The sequence below is a fragment of the Herpetosiphon sp. NSE202 genome (genome assembly GCF_042688385.1).
GTDB lineage: Bacteria > Chloroflexota > Chloroflexia > Chloroflexales > Herpetosiphonaceae > Herpetosiphon.
In genome coordinates, this window is the sequence record NZ_JBHUPY010000028.1 from 39,962 (window position 1) to 64,136 (window position 24,175).

General features: G+C 52.1%; 22 protein-coding genes. 12 read left to right on the plus strand and 10 right to left on the minus strand.

Features of this window, described 5'->3' with window-relative positions:
* The first annotated feature begins 6 nt into the window (after positions 1–6).
* The 7 genes from ACFMKP_RS24055 to ACFMKP_RS24085 all read left to right on the plus strand — a co-directional run bounded on the left by ACFMKP_RS24055 (position 7) and on the right by ACFMKP_RS24085 (position 7,844).
* Positions 7–1,059 carry a branched-chain amino acid ABC transporter permease gene (locus tag ACFMKP_RS24055; RefSeq protein ID WP_382296219.1) on the plus strand — a complete coding sequence of 351 codons (1,053 nt, stop codon included), beginning with the start codon at positions 7–9 and terminating at the stop codon, positions 1,057–1,059.
* 523 nt (positions 1,060–1,582) lie between these two features.
* Positions 1,583–2,638 carry an alpha/beta fold hydrolase gene (locus ACFMKP_RS24060; protein WP_382296222.1) on the plus strand — a complete coding sequence of 352 codons (1,056 nt, stop codon included), beginning with the start codon at positions 1,583–1,585 and terminating at the stop codon, positions 2,636–2,638.
* Positions 2,639–2,650: 12 nt separating this feature from the next.
* Positions 2,651–3,682: a branched-chain amino acid ABC transporter permease gene (locus ACFMKP_RS24065; protein ID WP_382296225.1), complete on the plus strand. Its 1,032-nt coding sequence runs from the start codon at positions 2,651–2,653 to the stop codon at positions 3,680–3,682.
* On the plus strand, positions 3,679–4,701 hold the full coding sequence (locus ACFMKP_RS24070; RefSeq protein ID WP_382296228.1) for a 3-oxoacyl-ACP synthase: 1,023 nt from the start codon (positions 3,679–3,681) through the stop codon (positions 4,699–4,701). The genes ACFMKP_RS24065 and ACFMKP_RS24070 overlap by 4 nt, the downstream gene beginning before the upstream one ends.
* A 348-nt stretch (positions 4,702–5,049) precedes the next feature.
* Positions 5,050–6,549, plus strand: coding sequence for a long-chain fatty acid--CoA ligase (locus ACFMKP_RS24075; RefSeq protein ID WP_382296231.1), 1,500 nt, complete (start codon positions 5,050–5,052; stop codon positions 6,547–6,549).
* 221 nt (positions 6,550–6,770) lie between these two features.
* Complete coding sequence (locus tag ACFMKP_RS24080) at positions 6,771–7,169, plus strand: MaoC family dehydratase (RefSeq protein ID WP_382296234.1); 399 nt, start codon at positions 6,771–6,773, stop codon at positions 7,167–7,169.
* A 123-nt stretch (positions 7,170–7,292) separates the two neighbouring features.
* Positions 7,293–7,844, plus strand: coding sequence for a hypothetical protein (locus ACFMKP_RS24085; RefSeq protein WP_382296237.1), 552 nt, complete (start codon positions 7,293–7,295; stop codon positions 7,842–7,844).
* Between the two features lie 54 nt (positions 7,845–7,898).
* Here the strand turns inward: ACFMKP_RS24085 and ACFMKP_RS24090 are convergent, their stop codons facing one another.
* Positions 7,899–8,393, minus strand: coding sequence for a ferritin (locus ACFMKP_RS24090; RefSeq protein ID WP_382296240.1), 495 nt, complete (start codon positions 8,391–8,393; stop codon positions 7,899–7,901).
* 452 nt (positions 8,394–8,845) lie between these two features.
* Here ACFMKP_RS24090 and ACFMKP_RS24095 point away from each other — a divergent pair, with 452 nt between their 5' ends.
* The 4 genes from ACFMKP_RS24095 (at position 8,846) to ACFMKP_RS24110 (ending at position 14,065) form a co-directional block, all read left to right on the plus strand.
* Positions 8,846–10,405, plus strand: a complete 1,560-nt coding sequence (locus ACFMKP_RS24095; protein WP_382296243.1) for a Gmad2 immunoglobulin-like domain-containing protein — start codon at positions 8,846–8,848, stop codon at positions 10,403–10,405.
* A 424-nt stretch (positions 10,406–10,829) separates the two neighbouring features.
* Positions 10,830–11,951: a hypothetical protein gene (locus ACFMKP_RS24100; RefSeq protein WP_382296246.1), complete on the plus strand. Its 1,122-nt coding sequence runs from the start codon at positions 10,830–10,832 to the stop codon at positions 11,949–11,951.
* A 62-nt stretch (positions 11,952–12,013) separates the two neighbouring features.
* Positions 12,014–13,156: a cytochrome P450 gene (locus ACFMKP_RS24105; RefSeq protein ID WP_382296297.1), complete on the plus strand. Its 1,143-nt coding sequence runs from the start codon at positions 12,014–12,016 to the stop codon at positions 13,154–13,156.
* Positions 13,157–13,453: 297 nt separating this feature from the next.
* Complete coding sequence (locus ACFMKP_RS24110; protein ID WP_382296249.1) at positions 13,454–14,065, plus strand: hypothetical protein; 612 nt, start codon at positions 13,454–13,456, stop codon at positions 14,063–14,065.
* Positions 14,066–14,101: 36 nt separating this feature from the next.
* Here the strand turns inward: ACFMKP_RS24110 and ACFMKP_RS24115 are convergent, their stop codons facing one another.
* The 4 genes from ACFMKP_RS24115 to ACFMKP_RS24130 all read right to left on the minus strand — a co-directional run bounded on the left by ACFMKP_RS24115 (position 14,102) and on the right by ACFMKP_RS24130 (position 18,605).
* Positions 14,102–14,665 (minus strand): cob(I)yrinic acid a,c-diamide adenosyltransferase, encoded by a 564-nt coding sequence (locus tag ACFMKP_RS24115; protein WP_054535880.1) that lies wholly within the window; start codon positions 14,663–14,665, stop codon positions 14,102–14,104.
* Positions 14,666–14,674: 9 nt separating this feature from the next.
* A complete protein-coding gene (locus tag ACFMKP_RS24120; protein WP_382296254.1) occupies positions 14,675–15,676 on the minus strand; it encodes a hypothetical protein in 1,002 nt (333 codons plus the stop codon).
* Between the two features lie 216 nt (positions 15,677–15,892).
* The gene (locus ACFMKP_RS24125; RefSeq protein ID WP_382296256.1) at positions 15,893–17,425 is read right to left on the minus strand and encodes an aldehyde dehydrogenase family protein; all 1,533 of its coding nucleotides are present in this window, start codon (positions 17,423–17,425) and stop codon (positions 15,893–15,895) included.
* Positions 17,426–17,786: 361 nt separating this feature from the next.
* Positions 17,787–18,605: a sugar phosphate isomerase/epimerase family protein gene (locus tag ACFMKP_RS24130; protein ID WP_382296259.1), complete on the minus strand. Its 819-nt coding sequence runs from the start codon at positions 18,603–18,605 to the stop codon at positions 17,787–17,789.
* 327 nt (positions 18,606–18,932) lie between these two features.
* Between ACFMKP_RS24130 and abc-f the strand changes: the two genes are divergently transcribed.
* Positions 18,933–20,618 (plus strand): ribosomal protection-like ABC-F family protein, encoded by a 1,686-nt coding sequence (gene abc-f, locus ACFMKP_RS24135; protein ID WP_382296262.1) that lies wholly within the window; start codon positions 18,933–18,935, stop codon positions 20,616–20,618.
* A 420-nt stretch (positions 20,619–21,038) separates the two neighbouring features.
* On the opposite strand, the gene rpsI is transcribed toward abc-f, so the two are convergent.
* From rpsI to ACFMKP_RS24160, 5 genes are all read right to left on the minus strand, one after another.
* Positions 21,039–21,437 carry a 30S ribosomal protein S9 gene (rpsI, locus tag ACFMKP_RS24140; protein ID WP_054535875.1) on the minus strand — a complete coding sequence of 133 codons (399 nt, stop codon included), beginning with the start codon at positions 21,435–21,437 and terminating at the stop codon, positions 21,039–21,041.
* Between the two features lie 5 nt (positions 21,438–21,442).
* Entirely contained in the window at positions 21,443–21,877 is a 435-nt protein-coding gene (gene rplM / locus ACFMKP_RS24145) for a 50S ribosomal protein L13 (RefSeq protein WP_054535874.1), read from the minus strand.
* Positions 21,878–21,979: 102 nt separating this feature from the next.
* On the minus strand, positions 21,980–22,807 hold the full coding sequence (gene truA / locus ACFMKP_RS24150; protein WP_382296267.1) for a tRNA pseudouridine(38-40) synthase TruA: 828 nt from the start codon (positions 22,805–22,807) through the stop codon (positions 21,980–21,982).
* Positions 22,808–22,816: 9 nt separating this feature from the next.
* Positions 22,817–23,164 carry a 50S ribosomal protein L17 gene (gene rplQ, locus ACFMKP_RS24155; protein WP_054535872.1) on the minus strand — a complete coding sequence of 116 codons (348 nt, stop codon included), beginning with the start codon at positions 23,162–23,164 and terminating at the stop codon, positions 22,817–22,819.
* Positions 23,165–23,178: 14 nt separating this feature from the next.
* The gene (locus ACFMKP_RS24160; RefSeq protein WP_054535871.1) at positions 23,179–24,174 is read right to left on the minus strand and encodes a DNA-directed RNA polymerase subunit alpha; all 996 of its coding nucleotides are present in this window, start codon (positions 24,172–24,174) and stop codon (positions 23,179–23,181) included.
* Between the last annotated feature and the right edge of the window lies 1 nt (position 24,175).

Below are 24,175 nucleotides of genomic sequence, written 5' to 3' on the forward strand. Positions count from 1 at the left end.
GATTGTATGGCAGTTGCTGCTCCTCCCACAATTCAAGCCAAGCCGTTGCGCGAGCGTTTAGCGCCGTTGGTTATTCCAGCAGTATTTGTGCTGATTTTCGCCACAGTGTTGGTGGTTGCGCCTGCAAGTTGGCCCAAATTAATCACTGGCATTTTGTTGCCTGGCCTGACCTTGGCGGCAATTTATTTTATGCTCTCTGCTGGCTTATCGCTGATTTTCGGCCTGATGGATGTGCTGAATTTTGCTCATGGCTCGCTGTTTATGCTCGGTGGCTACAGCGCCTGGACATGCAACCAATGGCTTGACCCAGCTTACCCAGGCCATTGGCCGCTCACCATCGCCAGCGGTAATCTGCGTTTTATCATCGGCTTGATTGTGGGAGCCTTGGTGGGTGCAGCGGTTGGCAGCCTGATCGAAATCAGCCTGATTCGCCCACTTTACAAACGGCCAATTTACCAAGTGCTGCTGACCTTGGGCTTAGTATTTGTGTTTGATGCCTTGGTACGCACAATTCCAGCGTGGGGTTCGCTCAGCCGTGCGCCAATCAAGCCGCCGATGCTCACCGAAAGCCTCAGCCTGTTGGGCCGCCGCTTCCCCAGCTATAGCCTATTTTTGATCTGCTTGAGCGTTTCGCTTGCCGTAATTATCGCCTTGGTGCTGCGCCGCTCACGGATTGGCCTGACGATTCGGGCTGGCGTGCAAGATAGTGCGATGGTCGAAGCGATGGGCATCAACGTGCGCCGCGTTTTTACTGTAGTCTTTGGCTTTGGCAGTGGCTTGGCGGCCTTGGGCGGCGCGGTTGCAGCCTCGTTCATTGGGGTCTACCCCGAGATGGGCTTGGAATACCAGCTTTTCGCTTTTATCGTGGTGGTGATTGGTGGCTTGGGCAGCTATAGCGGCGCGGCAGCAGGAGCCTTGTTAATTGGGCTGGCCCGCACCTTCAGCGACCATTTGGTGCTCGAAACAGGCTTGCCCACCGCCATCGCCTCGGCCTCGACCGTGCTGGTCATGGCGGTTGTGCTATTGCTCAAGCCCGGCGGAATTTTCAATAAACAATAGGGGTGGAAACCGCGAAGAGCGCGAAGAGCGCGAAGGTTTGATCCACGAAGAGCACTAAGAGCACGAAGGGGAGAATAATGGAAACCACGAAGAGCACAAATGATGGGGTGAAGGAAACTTAAAAATAATCCACAACCCAAATATTAGGCGGTGCAGGGGGATGAAAACCCCCTGCGTTTCCCTCCAGCGGAGGGACGGAAGGGTGGAGAAATCTAATTGCAAGAAAAACTAGGCATCGAGGACCGGAACCGCGAAGAACACGAAGGGCACGAAGGGGAAAAGTAGATGAGGCTCTAGGCTTTTGGCTAGCGGAAAATCATTGGAGTTGGCAACAGATGGTTGGCAGTGAACGAGATACCGATCCCCAGCCCCTAGCGCGATGCGAGGGGAAACCATGGAATTAACGCTCCCCTCGCCCGCGCTCAGTGGGAGAGGGGCTGGGGGTGAGGGCATGTCCTTGGCTGCCAATCCGATGAACCAGTACACTCAATCCCCCTACCCCTATCAATAACGGAGAACGATCATGCTCAATCCACCATTGTTAGCCGGATTAACCGCCCGTGTAGTTCAAACGCCGCGCTTGGCAATGCATGTGATTGAGCGTGGCGACCCCAAGAATCAGCCTATTGTGCTGGTGCATGGCAATGTTTCAGCCGCCCGTTTTTGGGAAGAATTAATGCTGGCCTTGCCCAACGATTATTATGTCATTGCTCCTGATCTGCGTAGCTATGGCCGCTCGGAGCGCTTGCCGCTTGATGCAACTCGTGGCGTGCGCGACTTCAGCGATGATCTCGATAGTTTGCTCCAAACCCTCGCCATTAACCAACCACACTTGGTTGGCTGGTCGCTGGGTGGCAACATCATTGTGCAATATGCGCTTGATCACACCGCGAATGTGCGTTCGCTGACCTTGGTCGCGCCTGGCTCGCCCTATGGATACGGCGGAACCCAAGGCCTCGACGGCCAACCCAACAGCCCTGATTACGCTGGTAGCGGCGGCGGAACTGCCAATGCAGCCTTTATCGAAGCGCTCAAAAACCAAGATCGCGGCGATGGCCCAGTTTCGCCCCGCACAATTATGAATACGTTTTATTTCAAGCCACCGTTCCGCTCCAGCCGCGAAGATGTGTTTGTTGATGAAATGCTCCAGATGTATTGCTCGCCGCAAAATTACCCAGGCGATTTGGTGGCTTCAGCAAACTGGCCGCTGGTTGCACCAGGTACAGGCGGCGTTAACAATGCGCTATCGCCCAAATATCTGAACCAAAGCGATTTTGCCAGCATTCAACCGCAACCACCAGTGCTCTGGATTCGTGGCGATGCCGACCAAATTGTCTCCGATGCCTCGATGTTTGATTTGTGCATGCTTGGGCAATTGGGCTTAGTACCAGGCTGGCCTGGCGCGGAAACTCATCCAGCTCAGCCAATGGTTGGCCAAATGCGAGCAGTGCTTGAAAACTACGCAGCCCACGGCGGCGAATACCAAGAAACGGTGTTGGCCAATTGCGGCCACTCGCCGCATATCGAACAACCAAGCTTGTTCAACACGGCACTGCTTGATTTTCTCACTCAGGTTTAGGCGAGGTTTGCTATGCAGCGTTTGCGCCCACTGCTGCCACTTGTGGCGATTGGCGGCTTGGCAAGTTTGCCATTTGCCTTTGCAGCCGATACGACCCGCTTTTGGCAAGGGGTCTTTATTCAGATTTTCATTCTGGCGATTTATGCTCTGAGCTACGATTTGTTGATGGGCTACACCGGCATGATTTCGTTTGGCCATGCGCTGTTTTTTGGCGCTGGCGGCTATACCGCCGCGATTTTGCTGCGCCAAACAGAGCCGCCCTCAATGCTGATTGTCTTAGCAGCGGTGATCGTCGTTGGCGCAACCCTTGGGGCAGCAGTCGGGGCTTTATCGCTGCGGGTAAGCGGGGTTTATTTTTCGATGATTACCCTTGCGCTGGCCGAAATTTTCTTCATCTTGTTCAAAGCCGATGATCCCAAGCTCAAGCCAATTACAGGCGGCGAAATTGGCTTGCAAGGAATTGTCGTGCCAGCGGCAATCGATGCCACAACCTATCGTTTGCGCTTCTACTTTTTGACCTTGGCTTGTATGGTTGGGCTGTATTACGCGGCGCGACGCTTGATCAACTCGCCAACTGGCCGCGTGTTTGTGGCAATTCGCGAGAACGAGCCACGCGCCACGGCCTTGGGCTATAACACGCTGCATTTCAAACTGCTCGCAACCGCAATTTCATCGACGATTGCCGCCTTAGCTGGCATGTTGATGGTGCTCTACGAAAAAAGCGCCAGTTTCGAAATGCTCAGCGTCAATCTGACCATCCAAGCCTTGTTGATGACGATCATCGGCGGGATTGGCACGCTGATTGGGCCAATGCTCGGTGCTGCGACCATCCGCTTGCTTGATCACGGCCTCAAAGGCGAATTTATGCAAGCGCTCTTACCAGCTTGGTTGCGCCCCGATCTTGTATTTGGCATCGTGTATGTGGTGCTGGTGTTGTTCTTCCCTGCTGGCTTGATGGGGGCGATTCGCAAATTGCGCGGTAAAGCCAGCCGCAGCTCAGTCGAACGCCTGCGCCAAGCCATGAAACCAAAGGCAGAATCATGAGTTACGAATTTCCGCCAATTGGCATTGCTGCGATTGCGACCTACCTGCCAGCAGCCGTTGAAACCGCGTGCCAAATTGGCATCGCCGCCAACATTCCCGAAGCCGTGGTGATCGAAAAACTGGGCATTCGCCAAAAACATGTGGCCGAAGCTCACGACACACCATCGGCAATGGCAGCCGAGGCAGCGCGCAAAGCCTTGGCAAGCGCCGAGCTTGATCCGTTGGATGTTGATTTGATTATCTATCACGGCAGCGAGTACAAAGATTATGTCGTGTGGTCGGCAGCGGCCAAAATTCAACATCTGATTGGGGCCAAAAACGCCTATGCCTACGAAATTTATGCCTTGTGTGCAGGCTCGCCAGTCGCCATCAAAACTGCCCGCGATCAGATGGGCGCCGACCCAATGTTGCGCAATGTGCTGCTGGTTTCGGCGGCCCGCGAAAACGAACTAGTGCGCTACAACAACCAACAAGCGCGCTTTATGTTCAACTTTGGGGCTGGCGCTTCGGCCATGCTCTTGCGCCGCGATTATGCAACCAACCAAGTGCTTGAATCGGCGGTATTAGTTGATGGCTCATTTAGCGAAAACGTGGTGATGCGCGGCGGTGGCGCACGTTTCCCCACCAGCCAAGCCACGGTCGAAGCTGGCTACCACCAACTTGATGTCTTGCAACTTGAAGATATGCGCGATCGCTTAGGCTTGGTTTCGCAGCCCAATTTTGTCAAGGTGATTGATCAAGCGGTCACGCGTTCGGGCTATCAGCGCTCGGATATTGCCTTTTTGGCAATTACCCATATGAAGCCATCATTTCATAAAGGCTTGTTGCACGATTTGGGTTTACGCCCTGAGCAAGCAATCTACCTCGATGACTATGGCCATATTCAATCGGTCGATCAGCAATTGGCACTTGATTTAGCGCAGCAACGAGGCTTGCTCAAGGCTGGCGATTTGGTAGTGTTGGCGGGCGCTGGCACTGGCTATACCTGGGCCGCAAGTGCCGTGCGCTGGGGAAAGTAGAGCATAGAACATAGATGTACTGGTACATTGCGTTAACGACGGTTTGCCCCCTCACCCCCTAACCCCCTCTCCCGTCGAACGGGCGAGGGGGAACTGCTGAATCAGGGCTCCCCTCGCCCGCGTTCAGTGGGAGAGGGGCTGGGGGTGAGGGCATGCACCTGGTTGCCAACCCAATGAACCAGTACACATAGAACATAGAGATCAAGGCAAAACATAAATTATGAAGGAGAAGAATTTAAAGAGCATAGTGCATAGAATTTTTTCATCGAAATGCATTCAAGCAGTTTTTTAAAGATACGGATTATGTTCTATGTTCTATGCTCTATGTTCTTCTAAAGGAGCATTGCAATGTACATTGGTGACTGGCTTGGCAAGCGCGAGTTGCTTACGCCAGAGCGAATAGCGCTGGTTGACGACCGCGATGGCGAGCGCTATAGCTACCGCCAATTGAATAGTCGCGCCAATCGCTTGGCCGCCAGTTTGCGCCAGCGTTTTGGTGTACGCAAAGGCGATCGGGTGGCGATTTTGGCCAAAAATCAAGTTGGCTACCTCGATGCCTTATTCGCCACTGGCAAGCTTGGGGCGATTTTAGTGCCCCTGAATTGGCGCTTAACTGAGCACGAATTGATTTATATGATCAAAGATAGCGCCGCCAGCGTGTTGCTCTACGATAGCCAATTTGGCTCAATGCTGCCAACATTGCGCAGCCAAAGCCCGCTCAAGCATTGGATTGAACTAGGTGCTGAGTACGATCAACTTGTGGCTCAAGCCAGCGATCTCCCAATCAGCGAAGCGGTCGATCTCGATGATCCGCACTTGATTTTGTATACCTCGGGCACGACTGGCGCGCCCAAAGGCGCTGTGCTTTCGCATCGGGTGCTGGTGTGGAATTCGCTGAATACGAATGTGGGCTGGGATTTGCACGCCGATGATGTGAGCATTATTCACACCCCATTATTTCACACTGGCGGCTTGAATGTGCTGACGTTGCCAATTTTGCACGCTGGTGGCACGATGGTCTTGATGCACGATTGGCAGCCAGCGCGCTGTTTAGAGTTGATTGAGCGCGAACATGTGACGATCTTTTTTGCCGTGCCAACCATGTTTGAAATGCTGCTGCAAGCGCCGAATTTTGCCCAAACCAACCTCAGCAGCCTGCGCTTTTGCATTGCTGGCGGCGCGCCTTGCCCAATTCCGTTGATTGAGGCCTATCAACAACGCAATATTCCGTTTCGCCAAGGCTATGGCCTCACCGAAGTGTCGGTTAATTGCTTCACACTCAACCCTGAGGATGCGATTCGCAAGGCTGGCTCGGTTGGCAAGCCGATTTTCCACCTTGATGCGCGAATTGTTGATGAGGCTGGCCGCGACATGCCAACCAACAGCATTGGCGAATTGATTTTATGTGGGCCGACGGTCTGCAATGGCTATTGGCGCAATCCGGTGGCAACCGCCCAAGCCTTGCAAAAAGGCTGGTTCTACACCGGCGATCTGGCGCGAGTTGATGCAGAAGGCTATTTCTACATCGTCGATCGCAAAAAGGATATGTACATTTCTGGCGGCGAGAATGTCTACCCTGCCGAAATTGAAAACGTGCTTTATCAGCACCCAGCCGTACAAGAATGCGCGGTAATTGGCATTCCCGATGGGCGTTGGGGCGAAGTTGGGCGGGCCTTAGTGGTGTTGCGGCCAAGCATGCAGCTTGATGAGGCCACGTTGATTACCTTCTGTCGCGAACGCCTCGCCAGTTACAAAACCCCCAAATCAATTTATTTCCTACCTGAGCTACCGCATAACGCTAGTGGCAAGGTCGTCAAGCCAGAGCTACGCAAGCTGTTTGGCTATTAGATTAGAACAAAGAGCATAGAACATAGAGCATAGGGTTCAGGTTCAACGTAGCGGCGCAGAGCTTCAAAAATATGAATGATGAGGGATGAAGGAGGAAATGCATGGACGCGGGAATAAGAAATCTTCGCGACCTTCGCGCGCTTCGTGGTTTCATGCTTCTTGGATCAAGTTTCCTGATTCCTGAATCCTAGCCCCTGATGCCTTATTAAAGGATTTCAACTATGAGCTATAGAATTGGCCAAAGCGCAACGTTGCGCAAAACCATCACCGAAGCCGATATTATTTTGTTCGCGGGCATTTCGGGCGATGCCAACCCTGTCCATATCGACGAAATTGCTGCCCGCGAATCGCGCTTTGGGCGGCGCATCGCCCACGGCATGCTTGGAGCTGGCTTAATTTCGGCAGTGATTGGCATGCATTTGCCCGGCCCAGGCACAATTTATCTCAACCAACACTTGGCCTTTCGTAGCCCGATTTACATTGGCGATACGGTCACGGCCTATGCCGAAATCAAAAGCCTGCGTGACGACAAACCAATCGCCACATTAATCACCCAATTGCTCAACGAAGAAGGCAAAACTTTGATCGAGGGCGAAGCTATCGTGCTGCTACCAAGTTAATTGCCGATTGCTGCTCAGCTCCAAGGCCGCTCAATTCGAGCGGTTTTTTCATGCTTGACAGGCGTTTGCTCAGATCGCTATGCTCTGAATTGCAATAATTCTGTGAATATTGAGGAACGAGCAATGCCCAAATTTCTGCATAAATTTGCCCAACCACGCCTGATTTGGTGGGCCTTTGGGATAGCGATGGTCTTATTGCTCATTAGCAATCTGCTGGCAACCCTGTTTCATTCGTGGACTGGCGGTTATGGCTTATTGGATTTGGGCGGCGGGGCGAATGCTTTTTCGGCCAAAACTAGCGTTAGTCCAGCGTTGGCCTACGAATTAATGAGCAACTATGGCACGCAGCGCAGCAGCCATTTGTGGCTCATTCTGCCCGATATGCTGCTGCCAATCGGGGTTTGGCTCTTTTTCGGTCTAACGCTGCTCTGGCTTACTCGTGAGCAGGCTGGTTGGCAACGCTGGCTGCCAGGCTTAGCCAGCCTCTATTTGCTTGGCGATTATAGCGAGAATATCTGCGAAGCGCTGCTGTTGAGCCAATATCCTGAACAATTGCCAAGCGTGGCAAGCCTCTGGACGGCGAGCTTTATGTTCAAAAATATCTCAATTGGCTTGAATAGCATTGCAATTGTGCTGCTGCTAGGGTGGCGTTGGCGGCAAGCGCAGCAAAACTAAACAGCAAAAAAGGCACGCAGATTAATGCGTGCCTTAGGATGCGAGCGCTGAATGTTAATCACCAGCGCGGCTGCCCAATTGTTCGTTCAACAAGAACAAGGCTCCTGGGTGATCGCCAGCCATTTTGAGCTTTTCGACCACATCCGAGGCGCTTTTTTCTTCCTCAACTTGCTCGGTAATAAACCATTGCAAGTGAATTTGGGTCGCATGATCGTTCTCTTTGATTGCCAAATCGTAGAGCGAATTGATCAACGCCGTAACTTTTTCTTCGTGGTGCAAGGCCAACTCAAACACTTCAAGCGATGAGTTGAACGTTGATTGAGGTTGTTCAAAGCCTTGCAAAACAGCGCGACCGCCGCGATCGTGCAGATAATCGAACAACTTCATGGCGTGTTCGGTTTCTTCTTCGTATTGCAAGCGCATCCAATGAGCGAAGCCGCCCAAATTAACCGATTCGAAGTAGGCCGACATCGAGAGGTATAAGTAGGCCGACTCAAATTCATGCTTGATTTGATCGTTAATTGCGGCTTCAATAGTTGGATTAATCATAGGTTGCGAACTCCTTCGCTAGCAAGATTCTTGCGACTCTAGCTAGTTTAGGCCATCTAGCGCTGAAAAACAAGGCCTTTTTTGATCCACGAAGCGCACGAAGAGCACGAAGGATCGCAACCGCGAAGGTCGCAAAGAGCACGAAGATTCGTTTTTTGCCACAAATTACACGAATGGTCAATATTCATCCCTCATCCTTCATCCTTCCGTTTCATCCCTCATCCCTCATCCTTCATCCTTTATTTTCCCTCTGCGCCGCTGCGTTAAAACTCCCCCTGAATCCTCTGTTCTTAGCTTCATCCCTCATCCTTCATCCTTCATCCCTCATAATTCATAATTCATAATTCCGTTTCATCCTTCATCCTTTTATCAGATGCACTTCAGTTGCCAGCCATGGCCTAAATTGTGATTAATCGCTAAAGTAAGTGTGTATTTGTAGGAGGAATTACTCAATGCGTTCATTGAAATATATTAGCTTGGCCTTATTGCTGGCAGCCTGTAGCAGCCAAACCCCAGCAACCAACACGCCAGCAGCAACCAGCAATTTACCAGCCCAAGCCACAGCCACCATCGCAAGTGGCTCGGCGGCAACCAGCATTCCAACCACCGCGCCGCAAGCAACCACCAACCCCCAGGCCACGGTTGCCACGGCTAATCAAATTAACTTAAGTGCCCCGCCAGCAGATGCATTATTACTCACATCGGTACGCGTTGCAGGCACGATTGTGCTCACGCCATTCGAAAAAACCTTGCGCTTGCTGATTCAAGCAGAAGATGGCAGCACCGTCTACGAAGGCCCAATTAGCACGGTTGGCGAATATGGCAGCAGCGCAACCTTCGATGTGACGGTCGACTTCACACCGCCAGCAGCAGGCAAAGGTGTGATTAAGGTCATCGAAGACGATATGAGCGGCGAATTGCCCTATCGCACGATTGCCGAGCAAGCGGTGCAATTTGCGCCAGTTGGCGCGGAAGCAACCCAAGCCCCTGAGCAATCGATTTTGATCGAATTGACTGAGCCAGCAATGCACTCGGTCGTTGGCAATCCCTTGAATTTCAAAGGCACGCTCTCGGCCATGCCATTTGAAAAAAATGTGGTCGTTGAAGTGTACGATAGCGAATTACATTTGCTGGGCCAAACCAGCGTCACCGCCGATGGCGAATATGGCTCGGCAGGAACATTTAGCGGCAGCATTAATTTCCAAGCCCCATTAACCAAACGCATCGGTCGCGTAATTGCTTATACAACCTCGCCCAAAGATGGTGCGGTCGTTGGCCAAGCTGAATCAACGGTTACCTTGCCACAATGGGAAGGCACCGGCGCATATATGGCTCAACCAGCACCCGAAACCAACGCCTTCTTGCCATTGCACGTTGAGGCAGTTGGCTTGAGCAGCGATAATTACACTGTGCGCTTGCGCTATGCCGATGGCACCTTGTTGGAGCAAAACACCCAAGCCTATAACGGCTATTTGGCCCTCAGCTTGATGTGGGAAGGTTCAAACGCTCCAGCATTGCCAACCCAAGGCGCAATTCTCGAATTGGTCAAAGCTGATGGTTCGGTTGAATTAACCCAAAATTTGCGCATGCTTGATCTGACCAGCCAACCAACCACCGAAGTCGAAGTTTCGTGGTTAGCAGGCGAAGGCTCAATCAACGGCGTTCGAACTTTGCCCAAAACTGCAAGCGTTGCCAGCGCCGCCCTGCGTGAATTGGTTTGGGGTCCAGTTGGCGAAGATGCAGTCTATAGCACCGCCATTCCAAGCCCCAAAGCAGTTGCCGACTATACTGGCGATAAAACTGGCTGGACTGGACGGGTCTATCTGCGCTCAGTGCGCATCGAAGGCGATACCGCCTATGTCGATTGGAGCCGCGAAATGCGGGCATGGGGCGGTGGCGCAATGCAACTCGAATCACTCCAAGCTCAAGTCGACTTTACCTTAAAGCAATTTCCCCAAGTTAAAAACGTGGTTATGACCGTCGAAGGCGACGAAAACGTCTTGCAACCATAAGTAAATCTACACCTTACAGTGGTCGCCCCCTCACCCCCCAGCCTTACAGTGGTCGCCCCCTCACCCCAACCCCTCTCCCATTCGATGGGCGAGGGGCTTTAACATGGCGGTTCTTTCGGCATTTTGCGGTGAAAACGGGTGCTCCCCCTCGCCCGAGTTTTCGAGGGCAGGTCGATAATTTCCCGTTGATTCTATGGAATGGCTGCTCCCCCTCGCCCGCGTCCAGTGGGAGAGGAGGCTGGGGGGTGAGGGGAACCATAGTACACCAACGTATCACGCAAAAACCACCGTGTTAAGCCCCTCGCCCGCTCCGTGGGAGAGGGGTTGGGGTGAGGGAATCCATAAATCCATAAAAATCCATAGGCAAAGTAGGGTTGCTCGTGGTAGCATACAGAGAAGTGGTTTTGTTGCTACGAGTAACCCTATGTTGCAATCGCAAGCCCAACGTCGGTCTGAACGCAAAGCCAGCCTTGTCCAAAGCTATTTGCCGCTCGTTGTGCCGAGCCTCTCGCCGCACCAACAATTGGTGATTTTCGATGGTGAAGCGGGCGCGGTGCAGTATGGCAACGGACGTTTGGCAACTGCTGGCGCAGCGATTCACTATCAACAGCTTGCCAGCAAACTCAAAGCCTCAGTCCAAATCATCGTGCGCACCACCAGCCCCCAAAACCAGGCGGAATGGCAGCAAGCCAGCGAGCAACAGTTCACATGTTGGCTCCCCGATCAGCTTAATCTCAACCAACTAACCAGCCATTTGGCCGCTAACCCAGCCCTGATTCTGCTTGATGGCGATATTGGCCTGATTCCAATCAGCAATGGCCTCGATCAATTAGCACGGCGATTGGCCCGCACCGATCTGCTGCTACGTTTTGATCAAGCAGCCCTTGCCGACCTACTTGCCCAGCGCGAACAGCAACCAACTCAAACCGAGCGCCAGCTTGATCAGCTGTTTGCCAGCCGCAATTGGCGAACAATTGTGAACGAATCGCCAAGCGAAACTGTGCTCGCAGCCTTGCAAAGCTTCTATCTTCAGCAACTTAGCGAACTCAAAGGCTCGCGCTGGCGTTGGGCTGCTGCTTGTGCAATCCATACCACATGGGGCCAAAAATTGTACGATCTGCTGATTGCAACCAGCGATCGTTCGTTGGTTTTGCCGCTCAACCAAGCCTTGTATCAATTTGAAGGCGCATTATTTGAAAACCCCGAAGCTCAAGCCCTGCTTAATAATGCTGGCAATCCGCAACAAATCGGCTTATTCGACCCAGCGCTACCTAGCAAAAGCCAACTGCGCCGCCAGCAACACGAGCAGATCGTCGCTGCCTTGCGCAATTTGGCGCTGCAACAACCACGCCTCTGGAGCTATGGCGATTTGTTCGATACGCTGTTGCGCCAAGGCTGGCTTGGCAAAATCACTGAAGCTCATTTTCAAAAAGCATGTAACGAATTGCTGGGCCAAAAATTGATTACGCGCCTAGGCCCAAGCAGCCAATGGCAAACCACAACGCTCTTGCGGCTTGGCCAAGCCCCAATCAAGCCAGATTCATAATCTAGCAGTAGAATACTAAAGATTGTGTTGTTTCAGTCGGAAGGAGAACCCTCGTGAGTTTCATGCAATCACTGTTGAATCCGTATCCATGGTTCAAAACCATGCGCGAGCAAAATCCGGTCTATTTTGATCAAACGATTGGCTCGTGGGTGGTCTTTCGCTATGCCGATGTCAAGCAGGTCATGACCGATTACGAACATTTCTCCTCGGCTCCACCAGACCGTGGCGATGGCATGAATATGTTTGCTAATAGCATGTTGATGACCGACCCGCCACGCCATCGTCAGTTGCGTTCGTTGGTCAATTTGGCCTTCACGCCACGCATGATCGAGCAAATGCACGAGCGGATCGATGGCTTGGTCAATCGCTTGCTCGACGATATGTTGGCCCAAAGCGAGCCAGATTTCATTCGCGATTTTGCCACGCCCTTGCCCATGACCGTGATCGCCGAAATGCTGGGCGTGCCCACCGAAGACCAAGATAAGTTCAAATATTGGACCGAACAAATCATTACTTCGTCGAACAACCCCAATATGGCCGAAATTGTGCCCATCTACCAAGAATTTGGGGCCTATTTGTATGGCATGATCGAGCAGCGCCGCGCCGAACCACAAGCAGATTTGATTAGCGATTTGCTCAAAGCCCAAATCGATGGCGAATCGCTCTCGGATATGGATTTGATTGGCTTTTGCGCTTTGTTGTTGGTCGCAGGCAACGAAACCACCACTAACTTGTTGGGCAATGCAGTACGGGTATTTAGCGAGCAGCCAGCAATTTATGCTGAATTGCGCGCCAACCCAAGCCTGATTCCAAATGTTTTGGATGAAACGCTGCGCTATTATTCGCCAGTTAAAGCCATGCCCCGCCACACCCATGCCGAGCAACAAATTGGCGATGTAACGATTCCAGCGGGCCAACGGATTATGGCGGTGATTGGTTCGGCCAACCGCGACGAAAGCCAATTCCCCAACGCCGATAGCTTCGATTTGCATCGCAAAGGCAACCAACATATTGCCTTTGGCCATGGTATTCACTATTGTTTAGGCGCGCCGCTGGCTCGGCTCGAAGGCAAATTGGCCTTGGAAGCTTTGATTAAACGTGTCGAAACAATTGCGATTAAACCAGATGCCCAATTAGAGCCAATTCCAACCCCAATTACCTTTGGGGTCAAAAATCTGCCAGTGTTAATCACCACCAACGAATAAAGCCACAATAAGCAAATTCATGGCAGATAATTAAAAATATTAACCAATCCGTTTAAATCATAGCCCAAATGATTTAAACGGATTGGGATTCATACCAAAATTCACCTATGTTTTTTTGCTGGCTCATCCTATAATTAGCAATATCCTAAAGCTCTAGATCAGTGAATAGACGATTTGGGGTTCGTTCTTTTGCAAGGATGAGGCTATGGCTGTGTGTAGTCGAAACATTCTCGTTTTGCGTGCTCAGTTAATGGACTACTGCTGGCTCGCTGACCTGCAAACGATCGCAGGTGATCTATGATTATCAATTTAGAACTCGCCTTGTTGGTCAGTGGTGGAATTGTGCTTGAAGTGCCGTTGCCGCCGCCACAGGCTGCTTGGAGCTTTGCGGCGCTGCTTGATTATCATGGCGATGCGCGGTTTTTATGCTGGTGGTGGCATACAGCATACAATCATCTGATTGCGATTGCCAACGATGGCTGGCTGGTGGCTGAGGCTGGGTTATGGCACATGAACTTCATCCAAGATTTACGCGACGCTTGTTTGTTGAACCCGCAATTGGCCTTTGGTAATGTCTTTGGTGAGCAACCAACCCACGCCCTTTTGTATGATCGTGAGCGTCATTGTTTGCTGGCGGTGGCCTTGACCGCCGTTTTAGAGCTGCTTGATCATTCGCTCCACGAATTAGAGCCACGCCTGATTCAACAGCAGGAAGTGCGGCGCATGGTCGCAGCGCTGACCGCAACCCCCGATTTAGTGCGCTATGCAGTCAACAAACTTCACATTTACGAGGCCAAAACTGGGGCTAACGCTTTTAATTTAATGTGCGAGCCATGCAACGATTGGCGTATGTGTCAATTTAGCGCTTGGCTCAACGCCGCGATTCGCCAGCAAATTGGCTATAACTAAGCCGATCATGGGTTTTAGCCATGATCGGCGTATGCCTCAGGCGCGGCTATCCCAAATCACATCGGGAATATTGCGGGCAAAATTCTCATAGCGGGCCATCACAAACAACGCATCGGAAAGCCGATTGAGATACTTAATCACAAAGCTGCCGATGGTTTCCTCGCGGCTTAGCGCCACCACGTCGCGTTCGGCGCGGCGACACACAGTGCGCGCAACATGCAAATGGGCCGAAGTTTGCGAGCCACCAGGCAAAATAAAATTCTCCAACGGGCCAACTTTGTCCATCAATTCATCCATCAAGTGTTCAAGCGCATCAATATGCCGCGCCTCAATTTGCGGTATCGGCCATTTCTGCTTGTCTTCTTCGAGCATACACAGGTCGGAGCCAAGGTGAAACAATTCGTTCTGGATGGCTTGCAACGGCGCTTGCAGCCGCTCGCTCACGCCAACCGCCAAGGCTACGCCGAGATGCGAATTAAGCTCATCGACCGTGCCAAAAGCAGTTACCCGCAACGATTCCTTGGGCACTCGTTGGCCGCCGCCAAGCGCTGTCGTGCCACTATCGCCAGTTCGTGTATAAACTTTGGTTATTCGGGGCATGATTTGTCCTCACCATGTTTCAGGATTCAAGATTGAAAGATGTATTTCTGGTTGGCCAAGAATTGGTTGGCTCAGCAACGGGCTACTGGCCCGAGGATTGTGAAAAATTGTAAGCGCTGGCTGGCCGCTGCGCAAACTTGCCAGCTCGATTCGAATTACTGCACTCAAGCGATGATGTGCGCCCATGCGCAGCATATCGCTTAATGGCGTGAGCCACGCCTCAAGCGGCGGCGCAGGCTGCGCATGATCAACCACAATAATCAGCGCAGGCTCGCCAGCAGGCAATTGGGTATAGCCACCGCGAATCGCGCGCCACAAACGGTCGCACCAAGCCCGATGCGCGCGCCGCGCCAGACCAGGATAATCATCTTGATGCAGCACAATTTGTAAATGCTCGGCTTCAGGCAAGGGCTGGCAAGCAACAGGCCGCAGATAAATGCCCGAGCTATGCGTATAAGCAGCAGGATGCGTCCAGCCGCTCAACATTTGCTCAGCTGAGACATGCAAATAGCGTCGCACCTCGCGATGGCTAATGCCGCTACTCGGATGATGGGTAATTTCGAGGGTTAAGCGGGCCGCCAACGGAATAGTGCTGGCCAAATCGCGCAAACGAGCCAAGGTTGTTTGGGCCAAAACCACCGCTTCTGCTGGCAACAACGACTTAACTTCAACAAACGAGCGCAAATCGCCCCGTTCGATCAGCAACTCGCCGACGTGCCGACCTTCGCCAGGCGGGTTAAACTGCAAACTATAGTTAGCCCGATCCAAGGCTTGAGCAATCAACAATTCATCGAGAATCGACAGCACCACTGCATCGTCGCCGGCTCGCAGGCGGCCAAAAACATCAGGCGTAAGCCAACCACGGCTGCCTGCTTCCTGCAACGCTGCATCAAGAATCAATCGATGTTGTTGATTTTCGGGCGTACTATCAGTCAGCAAGGCATACACAATGCTGCCAAAGCGCAAGCGCCGCAAATCGGGGTAAAGCTCGCTCAACGACTGTATCATCATGGCTGCCATCATATCATGGCCCACCAATCTGCAAGTTTAGGCTTGGTTAAGCATGTTGTATGGCTCTAGGCAGAAGGCTATTGGCTATCGGAATCATTAATTAAACCATGAAGAACACGTAAGCAGCACTGAATTGGCCTTCGTGTGCTTCGTGTTCTTCGTGGTTAAAAACGTTGCTCCTTCATCCTTCATCCCTCAACCTTCATCCTTCATAACTTAGTCGTCGAGGCGAGGAGTGACAATATCGACCCAAATGCGGCGGGTGCGCTCTTGGGTCAAGTCAGTATGAATATGCTTAACTTCGCTATAGGCATCAAGCGCATTCGGCCCCAACTCGCGGCCAATACCACTATCTTTGTAGCCCCCAAATGGCGCTTTGGCATTGATTAAATGATGATCGTTGATCCAAACTGTGCCAGCCCGAATTGCCCGCGCCACTTCTTGGGCATCTTGCAAATCGCGGCTCCAAACGCTGGCAGCCAAGCCATAATTGGTATCGTTGGCAATGGTAATCGCCTCGCCAACCGTTTGATAGCGAATAACTGAGAGCACAGGCCCGAAAATTTCTTCTTGGGCGATGCGCATGCGATTATTGACATCGGTAAAAATCGTTGGCCGCACAAAATGGCCATTGGCAAGCGCAGGATCATCGCTGCCAACGCCGCCACAGCGCAAGGTCGCACCCTCTTGAATGCCCAGCTCGATATAGGCTTCGACGGCGCGTTTTTGAGCCGCAGAAACCAACGGGCCTAAATCAGTCGTCAGATCAAGCGGATCGCCAAGTACCAATTGTTCAACCCGCGCAACCAAGCGCTCAACAAACTCATCGTGTAGCGAATCGGGCAACAACAAGCGCGTGCCAGCTTCGCAGCTTTGGCCAGAATGCATAAACGCCGCCCAAATCGCACCATCAACCGCCAAATCAAGGTCGGCATTGGGCAACACAACCACTGGCGATTTACCACCAAGCTCCAAGGTAACCCGTTTGAGATTGCGACCTGCAACTTCGGCAATCTGGCGGCCAACCTCAGTCGAGCCAGTAAAGGCAATTTTATCGACCTTTGGATGGCTGGTTAGGCGTTCGCCAACCAAGCTGCCCGGCCCAGTCACCACATTGAAAACCCCATGCGGCAACAAATCGGCCTCGTGGATCAATTCGGCCATGCGCAAGGCGCTCACTGGGGTTAACGAAGCAGGCTTGAGGATAAGGCTATTGCCAGCGGCCAAGGCTGGGCCAATCTTCCAAATCGCCATCAAAAAGGGATAATTCCACGGGATAATTTGGCCACAAACCCCAATTGGTTCGCGCCAAACAGCGTTGGCACTTGGCGAAGGAAAATCGATATAGGGCAAAGTTTGCATTGGATGTTGGCGCGCCAAATCGGCAAAGTAGCGCAAATGCTCGATGCCAACTGGAATATCGAGCCATGAACTTTTGCGTAGCGTTGCGCCGCCGTTGAGGGTTTCGAGTTCAGCTAGTTCGTCGGTGTTTTCTTCGAGCACATCGGCGATTGCTTCGAGAACTTTGGCGCGTTCGACAGGCCGCATTTGCGACCATGCGCCAATATCAAAACTCTTTCGCGCAGCATCAACCGCTCGATCAATATCGTGGATGGTTGCCCGCGCCACCTGAGCGATTGGCTCGCCCGTCGCAGGGTTATACAGGGTTTCGCTCGCAGCATCGCTGGCCGCGACCCAAGCTCCGTCAATATACAGGCCAAAAGCGCGCAGGCTATCTGATTGAGTCATCTTGGCGTTCTCCGTTGAAGGCGCACAGTCGTTATGCCTTGATCATACCCTAAGCAGGTTTATGACGCAAGGTGTCACGTAAAGAAGAACAAAGAGCATAGAGCATAGAGCATAGAACATAAGGGCAAAAGTCAAAATGAGGTCAGGGGCAGTTTTAACGCAGAGGCGCAGAGGAATCATGGCTCCAGGCTATAGGCTTTGGACTATTAAGAAATAAATCCTAAAAATCTGTGGGAATCTTTGGCAAGAAAACTTAACCTTCGTGATCTTCGCGTTCTTCGCGGTTTCATGTTTCGTGCGCTTCATGGAGTAATGAAGGCTGTCGGCAATTGATTGGAACCAACAGCCAACAGCCAACAGCCTACGCCAAAGCTGCCTGCAATCGTTGTAACGAATCAATTAATGCAGCATCTGTATCCCGCCCATAGCCGCCAGATTTGGGCAAGCCACCAATTTCGAGAATCGCTGGGCCATGAAAATTTGCCGTAAGCAAGGCTTGGCAATAAGCAGCAAAATCTATTGCGCCCATCCCCAAAGGCAGATGATAATTCACCTCAGGCAAGGGCGTATCAGAAATGTGCAACATGCTCATTCGCGGAATCAATTGCAAAAATCCAGCCAAATCCTCAGGTAGGGTATGATTAAAATCCCACACAAAGCCCAAACCTGGCACAGCCGCCAAAAGTTGGTTGCATGCCTGTGGCGTGGTAAATAAACGCAAAATTGGGTCGTTATGCTCAAAGCCAAATTTAAAGCCATGTTGCTGAGCCAAGGCCACGCCAGCCGCAAACTGCGGTTGCAAAGCAATTTCTAGCTCGGCAACTTGGGCAAATTCCAGCACAGGCTGATTGTTGAGGTGCCAATGCACATACTCGCAGCCTAAGCCGTTGATTGCTGGCAAATTAGCTTCGAGCACTTCCAGCGGCGTTTGCCCAGTTGCAGCACGCCCAGCCGCATCAATTTGCAAATTAATTTCCATCACCGCCATAATTTGCTTGGCTTGCAGTTGCTGACGAATGCTGGCAAAATCGGCTCCCAAGGCGGTTGCTTGCAAGCCTGCTGGCTTACCCTGAAACTGAATGCTGGCAAAGCCATTGGCAGCAGCAAACGCAATTTCAGTAAGCGCTGGTCGCCAATTCTGCTCGAAAAAACGACCATTCATGCCAATTAATAGACTCATATGCTTCCTCGCTACGTTTAATTACACAGATTGGGTTTAATCATCGACTCGGCCTAAAGACCGATTTCGCCATTTGGTGGCGTGTGCTATCCTAACCAACATATTGGATTATAGATTGGAAGACAGATCATGGTTTTCAATTCATTTATGGGCGTGATTCACGCACGGAAAGGGTTCAACAAAGGCGCAGACAGGATAGCTGCGCCTAAAATCTGAACCAATTGGTAATTGAAACCAAATGATCAAGACTAGGGGCAGCATTATGCGCCCCTAGTCTTTTTTTAATCGCTGTGCATAGTGCTGCCCCCTACTGTGGAGGTTGCCCAAATGATTATTGCAAGTGCCCAAAATCTACACTACAGCGTTGGCGGTCGCAGCATCTTGAACGGCTTGAATTGGGAAATTCACGAACGCGCGCGAATTGGCTTGGTTGGTGCGAATGGGGCTGGCAAATCAACTTTGCTGCGCTTATTGGTGGGCTTCGAAACCCCAACCGCAGGTTTAATTACTACGCGCCGCGGCTTGCGCATCGCCTATCTTTCGCAGCATATTGTTGGCGATCAACGCACTCCAATGCAAACAGTCATGGCGGCGCGGCCTGATCTTGCTGAGCTAGAAGCCCAAATTCAAGCTTGCGAAACCCAGCTTGGCGAGCCAGCGATCGCCAACGACCTCAAACGTATGAATCAGGTTTTAGAGCAACACAGCCGCTTGTTGAACCAATTCGAGGAGCTTGGTGGCTCGATGCTGGCCAACGATGCGCGCGGCTATTTACAGCAATTTGGCTTTGATGCCAACGATTTAAGCCTGCCAACTAGCGCGCTGAGTGGTGGCCAGCGCAAAATGATCGGTTTGGCAAGTTGTTTGATCCAGCGGCCTGATCTCTTGCTGCTCGACGAGCCAGAAACCCACCTCGACCTGAATCGGCGCGAGTTTCTAGAAGCGACAATTCGCGAATTTAGCGGAGCAGTGGTGATTGTGGCCCACGATCGCTATTTGCTCGATGAAACCATCACCAGCGTGGTTCATTTAGAAGATGGCAAAACCAGCCTCTGGCTTGGCAATTATTCAACCTACGCCGTCAATCGCCAATTGGTGTTGCAACGTCAGCAGCAAGATTTTGTGGCACAGCAAAAGGAAATTAATCGCTTAGAAGAGGCGATTAAACGTTTTCAATTATGGGCCTCGATGGTGCCAAACGAACGCCATATCAAGCAGGCGCGGGTCAAGCAAATGCAAATCGACAAAATGGATAAAGTTGAAAAGCCAGTGCTCGAGCGCCGCAAAGTTGGCTTGAGCCTACGCTCAGAGCAACGTGGCGGCCAGAAAATCATCGACCTGCGTGATGTAAGCATGGGGTTTGGCGATGATTTGGTGCTGCTTGGCATCGAGCAAACGATTTGGCGTGGCGAGCGGGTTGGCATTATTGGCCAAAATGGCTCTGGCAAAAGCGTGCTGGGCAAGCTGATGCACGGCCAATATGAGCCAAGCGATGGCATGGTTTGGGTTGGGCCTTCGATCGAAATTGGCTATTTTGCCCAAGGCGTTGAGACGCTTGATCACAACCAAACCCCGATTGACGTGGTGCGCCTCACCCGCTCGATGTACGAAGGCCAAGCGGTGGCATTTTTGGGCGGCTTCTTGTTTAGCTACAATCAATGTCGCCAAACAATTGGCTCGCTTTCAGGCGGCGAACGCGCGCGTTTGCAATTGGCCTTGTTGATGTTGGCCAAGCCCAATTGTCTGATTCTCGATGAGCCAACCAACCACTTAGATATTGATTCGGTCGAGGTTTTGGAAGATGCCTTAGAGCGCTACGATGGCACAGTAATCGTGATTTCGCACGACCGCTACTTTCTCGATCGGGTGGTTGATCGAGTGTGGGCCGTGGCTGATGGCAGCCTGAAAGCCCATCTTGGTGGCTACAGTGCGTGGCGCGAAGCCAGCAAAGCTCCGCCACCACCAGTCATCGAGCCAGTGGTCGTCAAAGCCAAGGCGAAAGCCAAACGATAGCAAGGATGAAGGATGAGGGATTAAAAGAGCAGAGAATAGAGAGCATAGAACATAGATGTACTGGTTCATTAGGTTGGCAACCATGTCCCCTCACCCCCAGCCCCTCTCCCACTGAACGCGGGCGAGGGGGAGCAGCCGTTTTTACCAACGCCGTGCGACAGAACCACGGGATTAAAGCCCCTCGCCCGCGCCGTGGGAGAGGAGTTGGGGTGAGGGGATCATGCCGTGGTTAACGCGCTGAATCAATACACATAGCCCAAAGCCTATAGCCAATTCTCCCTTCGTGTTCTTCGTGCTCTTCGTGGTTTCGTTACCCTGGCCCCTATCCCCTGAAGCCTGACCCCTAAAAGAACAAACCCCAGCCATAGAACCGAAGCTCCGTGGCTGGGGAGAAGAACCCGACACCAAAGGGTAAAAAACTTACCGCTTGGTGTATTGTTTGGCGCGGCGAGCCTTGACCAAACCTGGTTTCTTACGTTCCTTTTTGCGAGCGTCGCGGGTCAAGAGGCCAGCAGCGCGCATAATTGGCTTGAATGCTGCATCAGCATCGACCAAAGCGCGAGCTACGCCGTGGCGTACAGCTTCGGCGCGGCCAGTGTCGCCACCGCCACGAACCTTGACCAACACATTGAACGAGCCCAATTGATTGGCAGCCAACAAAGGTTGGCGAATCAATTGTTGGTACAGCGCGCGACCACCGAAGAATTCTTCTGAGGTGCGGCCATTGACCACGAACTCACCGGTGCCAGGATACAAGCGTACCCGGGCCACAGCGGTCTTGCGGCGACCAGTGCCTTGGAAATAGCGTTGTTCACTCATCGGGATTAACCTTTCACCGCATAGGTTTTAGGTGATTGTGATGCATGAGGGTGGCTGGCACCTGCATACACTTTCAACTTCTTAATAATGTGGCGGCTCAAGCGATTGCGTGGCAACATGCCCTTAACCGCAAAGTAAATGATCCGCTCTGGGTGGGTTTGCATCATCACTTTATAAGCGGTGCGCTTCAAACCACCAGGGAAGTTCGAGTGGCGATAGTAAATTTTTTGGTTGGCTTTATCGCCGGTAACGCGAATTTTCTCAGCGTTAACCACGACTACAAAATCGCCGCCATCCATGCTAGGCGTGTAGGTTGGCTTGTGTTTGCCGCGAATCAGGGTTGCGATTTGGGTCGCGAGCCGACCAAGCACCTGATTTTCTGCATCGACGACCAGCCATTCGCGCTGAATCTCCGAAGCTTTTTGGCTATAAGTCTTCATGCTGCTGAATTCCTCGTGTATGAATTGTGAATTATGCCACGCTGGCATGTTCACAAATCGTTGTAAGGGTGGCGGTGAGAAGCGTTGGCAAGCTGCCCGTATTCACACCGTTTCGCCTTGATACGTCCGAAAATAGGTCGTGCCATCCCAGCGTGAACTTGTCGCCAATGGCTGAAGTGCTGGGTCATAGCCAATCGACTCTAAATACAACCCCTGTGGGGGCGCGGTTGGTCCTGCATTCCGACGGTCGCGACTGGCGATAATTGCCAGCCAAGCTTCCAATGAAAGCTTGCCAGCGCCAACCATCAGTAAAGTGCCAACGATATTGCGCACCATATGCTTCAAAAAAGCATTAGCCTGCAAATGCAGCACAGTCACTGGGCGGCCAAGCCACTCTGCTGGGCGCAATTGCGCCAAATAACAGTTGCGGATGGTCGAGCCTTCGTGACCAGCGCCAGCGAACGCCGCAAAATCGTGAATACCAATCAGCGTATCCAAGGCCGCCTGCATCGCCGCCCAATCAAGTTGATGATCGAGGCGCAGCACCCGCCCATTGAGCGTGGCCGAAGGTGCAGGTGCACTATCAAAAACATAGCGATATGTTCGTTGACGGGCACTAAAGCGGGCATGAAAGCCAGTTGGCATTTCCCATGCTTCGTGAACACTAATATCTGCTGGCGTAATGGCATTCATTGCCTTGGCAATTGTATCCAAACTCCGGTCAGTAGCGCTGACGATATGGGCGACTTGGGCTAGGGCGTGAACTCCTGCATCGGTACGACCGGCAAAAATCCAACGCCCACTATCGCTTGTTAATCGTTGCCAAGCGGTCTCTAACTCCGTTTGCACGGCACGACCGCCTGGTTGCCATTGCGAGCCGCAAAAAGCAGTGCCGACATATTCAAAACACAATGCTAAAGTACGGCTCATACGGCAAACTTAGACCAATTCAATCCGAGCCATTTCCGCAGCGTCGCCTTTGCGGAAGCCCATTTTGACAATCCGCGTGTAACCACCTGGGCGTTCGGCGTAAGCAGGAGCCACTTGGAACAAAAGGTTCATGGCATTCTTGCTGTGCAGCTTCGAAAGCGCCATCCGGCGATTGTGGGGAGTATCAAAGCGACCCAATGTAATCAATTTTTCAACTTCTGGTTGAACAGCGCGGGCCTTAGCATCAGTGGTTGTAATACCGCGGTGCTCGATAAGGGCAATCATCAAGCTGCGATATAAGGCTTTGCGCTGAGCCGTTGGCCGGCCCATCTTCTTGCCAGACTTACGGTGTCTCATGAAACGATCCTCGTCTATTCAGCGCTACCGTCGTTCAGACGGGCAGCGACATTGGTGTTCAGAATAGCGGAGTTGAAAGGCAAGGTTGGCAGTAAATTGCGCTCGATTAATTTCTCGCGAATTTCGTCCATTGATTTTTGCCCCAAGTTCCGCACAGCCAGCAGTTGCTTCTCGTCCATCTCCAGCACTTGACCCACCTTGGTGATGTCAGCGCGCTTGAGACAGTTGTAGGTGCGGGTTGAAAGGTCAAGATCTTCGATCGGCATGTCGTAGATCTCGCTGGGAATCACCAGACCATTGGCATCGCCAACTTGCTCTTGTTCATCGTCAAAGCGATTGAAATCGGCGATGATTGATGAATATTGGACCAGCACTTGCGCGGCATAGCTCAGGGCATCGCCTGGCTTAACCGTGCCATCAGTCCAAATTTCAAGCAACAAGCGGTCGAAGTCGGTCATCCCGCCAATGCGGGTATGTTCCACAACGTAATTAACCTTGTGCACCGGCGTGAAGATCGCATCCACCGGAATTTCGCCAATCGGCACCGGGTCACGATTTTCAGCTGGCAGATAGCCGCGGTGACGTTCGACGGTCAGCTCCATGTCCAAGCGAGCATCGGCACTATCGAGGGTTGCGATGTAGTGATCGGGATTAACGATCTCCACGTTTGAAGGGCATTCAATATCGCTTGCGCGCACCACGCCTGGGCCAGTCTTAGATAAAATCATCTTGACTGGGCGTTCGGCGTAGGAGCGCAAACGAATGCCTTTAACGTTCAACACAATCTCGGTAGCATCTTCACGCACGCCTTGAATTGGCGAAAACTCGTGGAAAATCCCATCAATTTTAATCTTGATGACCGCTGCCCCAGGGATGGACGACAACAACACCCGCCGCAGCGCGTTCCCTAAGGTATGCCCGTAACCGGGATCCAGTGGCTCAATTTTGAACCGCCCATAGTTCTCCGCCGCTGCGACACATTCGAGTTTGGGCATTGCAATGTCTAGCACG

Excerpts from the sequence above, each read along its gene's own strand:
- ACFMKP_RS24055 (WP_382296219.1), top strand. The coding sequence starts at position 7 with ATGGCAGTTGCTGCTCCTCCCACAATTCAAGCCAAGCCGTTGCGCGAG.
- ACFMKP_RS24060 (WP_382296222.1), top strand. The coding sequence starts at position 1,583 with ATGCTCAATCCACCATTGTTAGCCGGATTAACCGCCCGTGTAGTTCAA.
- ACFMKP_RS24065 (WP_382296225.1), top strand. The coding sequence starts at position 2,651 with ATGCAGCGTTTGCGCCCACTGCTGCCACTTGTGGCGATTGGCGGCTTG.
- ACFMKP_RS24070 (WP_382296228.1), top strand. The coding sequence starts at position 3,679 with ATGAGTTACGAATTTCCGCCAATTGGCATTGCTGCGATTGCGACCTAC.
- ACFMKP_RS24075 (WP_382296231.1), top strand. The coding sequence starts at position 5,050 with ATGTACATTGGTGACTGGCTTGGCAAGCGCGAGTTGCTTACGCCAGAG.
- ACFMKP_RS24080 (WP_382296234.1), top strand. The coding sequence starts at position 6,771 with ATGAGCTATAGAATTGGCCAAAGCGCAACGTTGCGCAAAACCATCACC.
- ACFMKP_RS24085 (WP_382296237.1), top strand. The coding sequence starts at position 7,293 with ATGCCCAAATTTCTGCATAAATTTGCCCAACCACGCCTGATTTGGTGG.
- ACFMKP_RS24090 (WP_382296240.1), bottom strand. The coding sequence starts at position 8,393 with ATGATTAATCCAACTATTGAAGCCGCAATTAACGATCAAATCAAGCAT.
- ACFMKP_RS24095 (WP_382296243.1), top strand. The coding sequence starts at position 8,846 with ATGCGTTCATTGAAATATATTAGCTTGGCCTTATTGCTGGCAGCCTGT.
- ACFMKP_RS24100 (WP_382296246.1), top strand. The coding sequence starts at position 10,830 with ATGTTGCAATCGCAAGCCCAACGTCGGTCTGAACGCAAAGCCAGCCTT.
- ACFMKP_RS24105 (WP_382296297.1), top strand. The coding sequence starts at position 12,014 with ATGCAATCACTGTTGAATCCGTATCCATGGTTCAAAACCATGCGCGAG.
- ACFMKP_RS24110 (WP_382296249.1), top strand. The coding sequence starts at position 13,454 with ATGATTATCAATTTAGAACTCGCCTTGTTGGTCAGTGGTGGAATTGTG.
- ACFMKP_RS24115 (WP_054535880.1), bottom strand. The coding sequence starts at position 14,665 with ATGCCCCGAATAACCAAAGTTTATACACGAACTGGCGATAGTGGCACG.
- ACFMKP_RS24120 (WP_382296254.1), bottom strand. The coding sequence starts at position 15,676 with ATGATGATACAGTCGTTGAGCGAGCTTTACCCCGATTTGCGGCGCTTG.
- ACFMKP_RS24125 (WP_382296256.1), bottom strand. The coding sequence starts at position 17,425 with ATGACTCAATCAGATAGCCTGCGCGCTTTTGGCCTGTATATTGACGGA.
- ACFMKP_RS24130 (WP_382296259.1), bottom strand. The coding sequence starts at position 18,605 with ATGAGTCTATTAATTGGCATGAATGGTCGTTTTTTCGAGCAGAATTGG.
- abc-f (WP_382296262.1), top strand. The coding sequence starts at position 18,933 with ATGATTATTGCAAGTGCCCAAAATCTACACTACAGCGTTGGCGGTCGC.
- rpsI (WP_054535875.1), bottom strand. The coding sequence starts at position 21,437 with ATGAGTGAACAACGCTATTTCCAAGGCACTGGTCGCCGCAAGACCGCT.
- rplM (WP_054535874.1), bottom strand. The coding sequence starts at position 21,877 with ATGAAGACTTATAGCCAAAAAGCTTCGGAGATTCAGCGCGAATGGCTG.
- truA (WP_382296267.1), bottom strand. The coding sequence starts at position 22,807 with ATGAGCCGTACTTTAGCATTGTGTTTTGAATATGTCGGCACTGCTTTT.
- rplQ (WP_054535872.1), bottom strand. The coding sequence starts at position 23,164 with ATGAGACACCGTAAGTCTGGCAAGAAGATGGGCCGGCCAACGGCTCAG.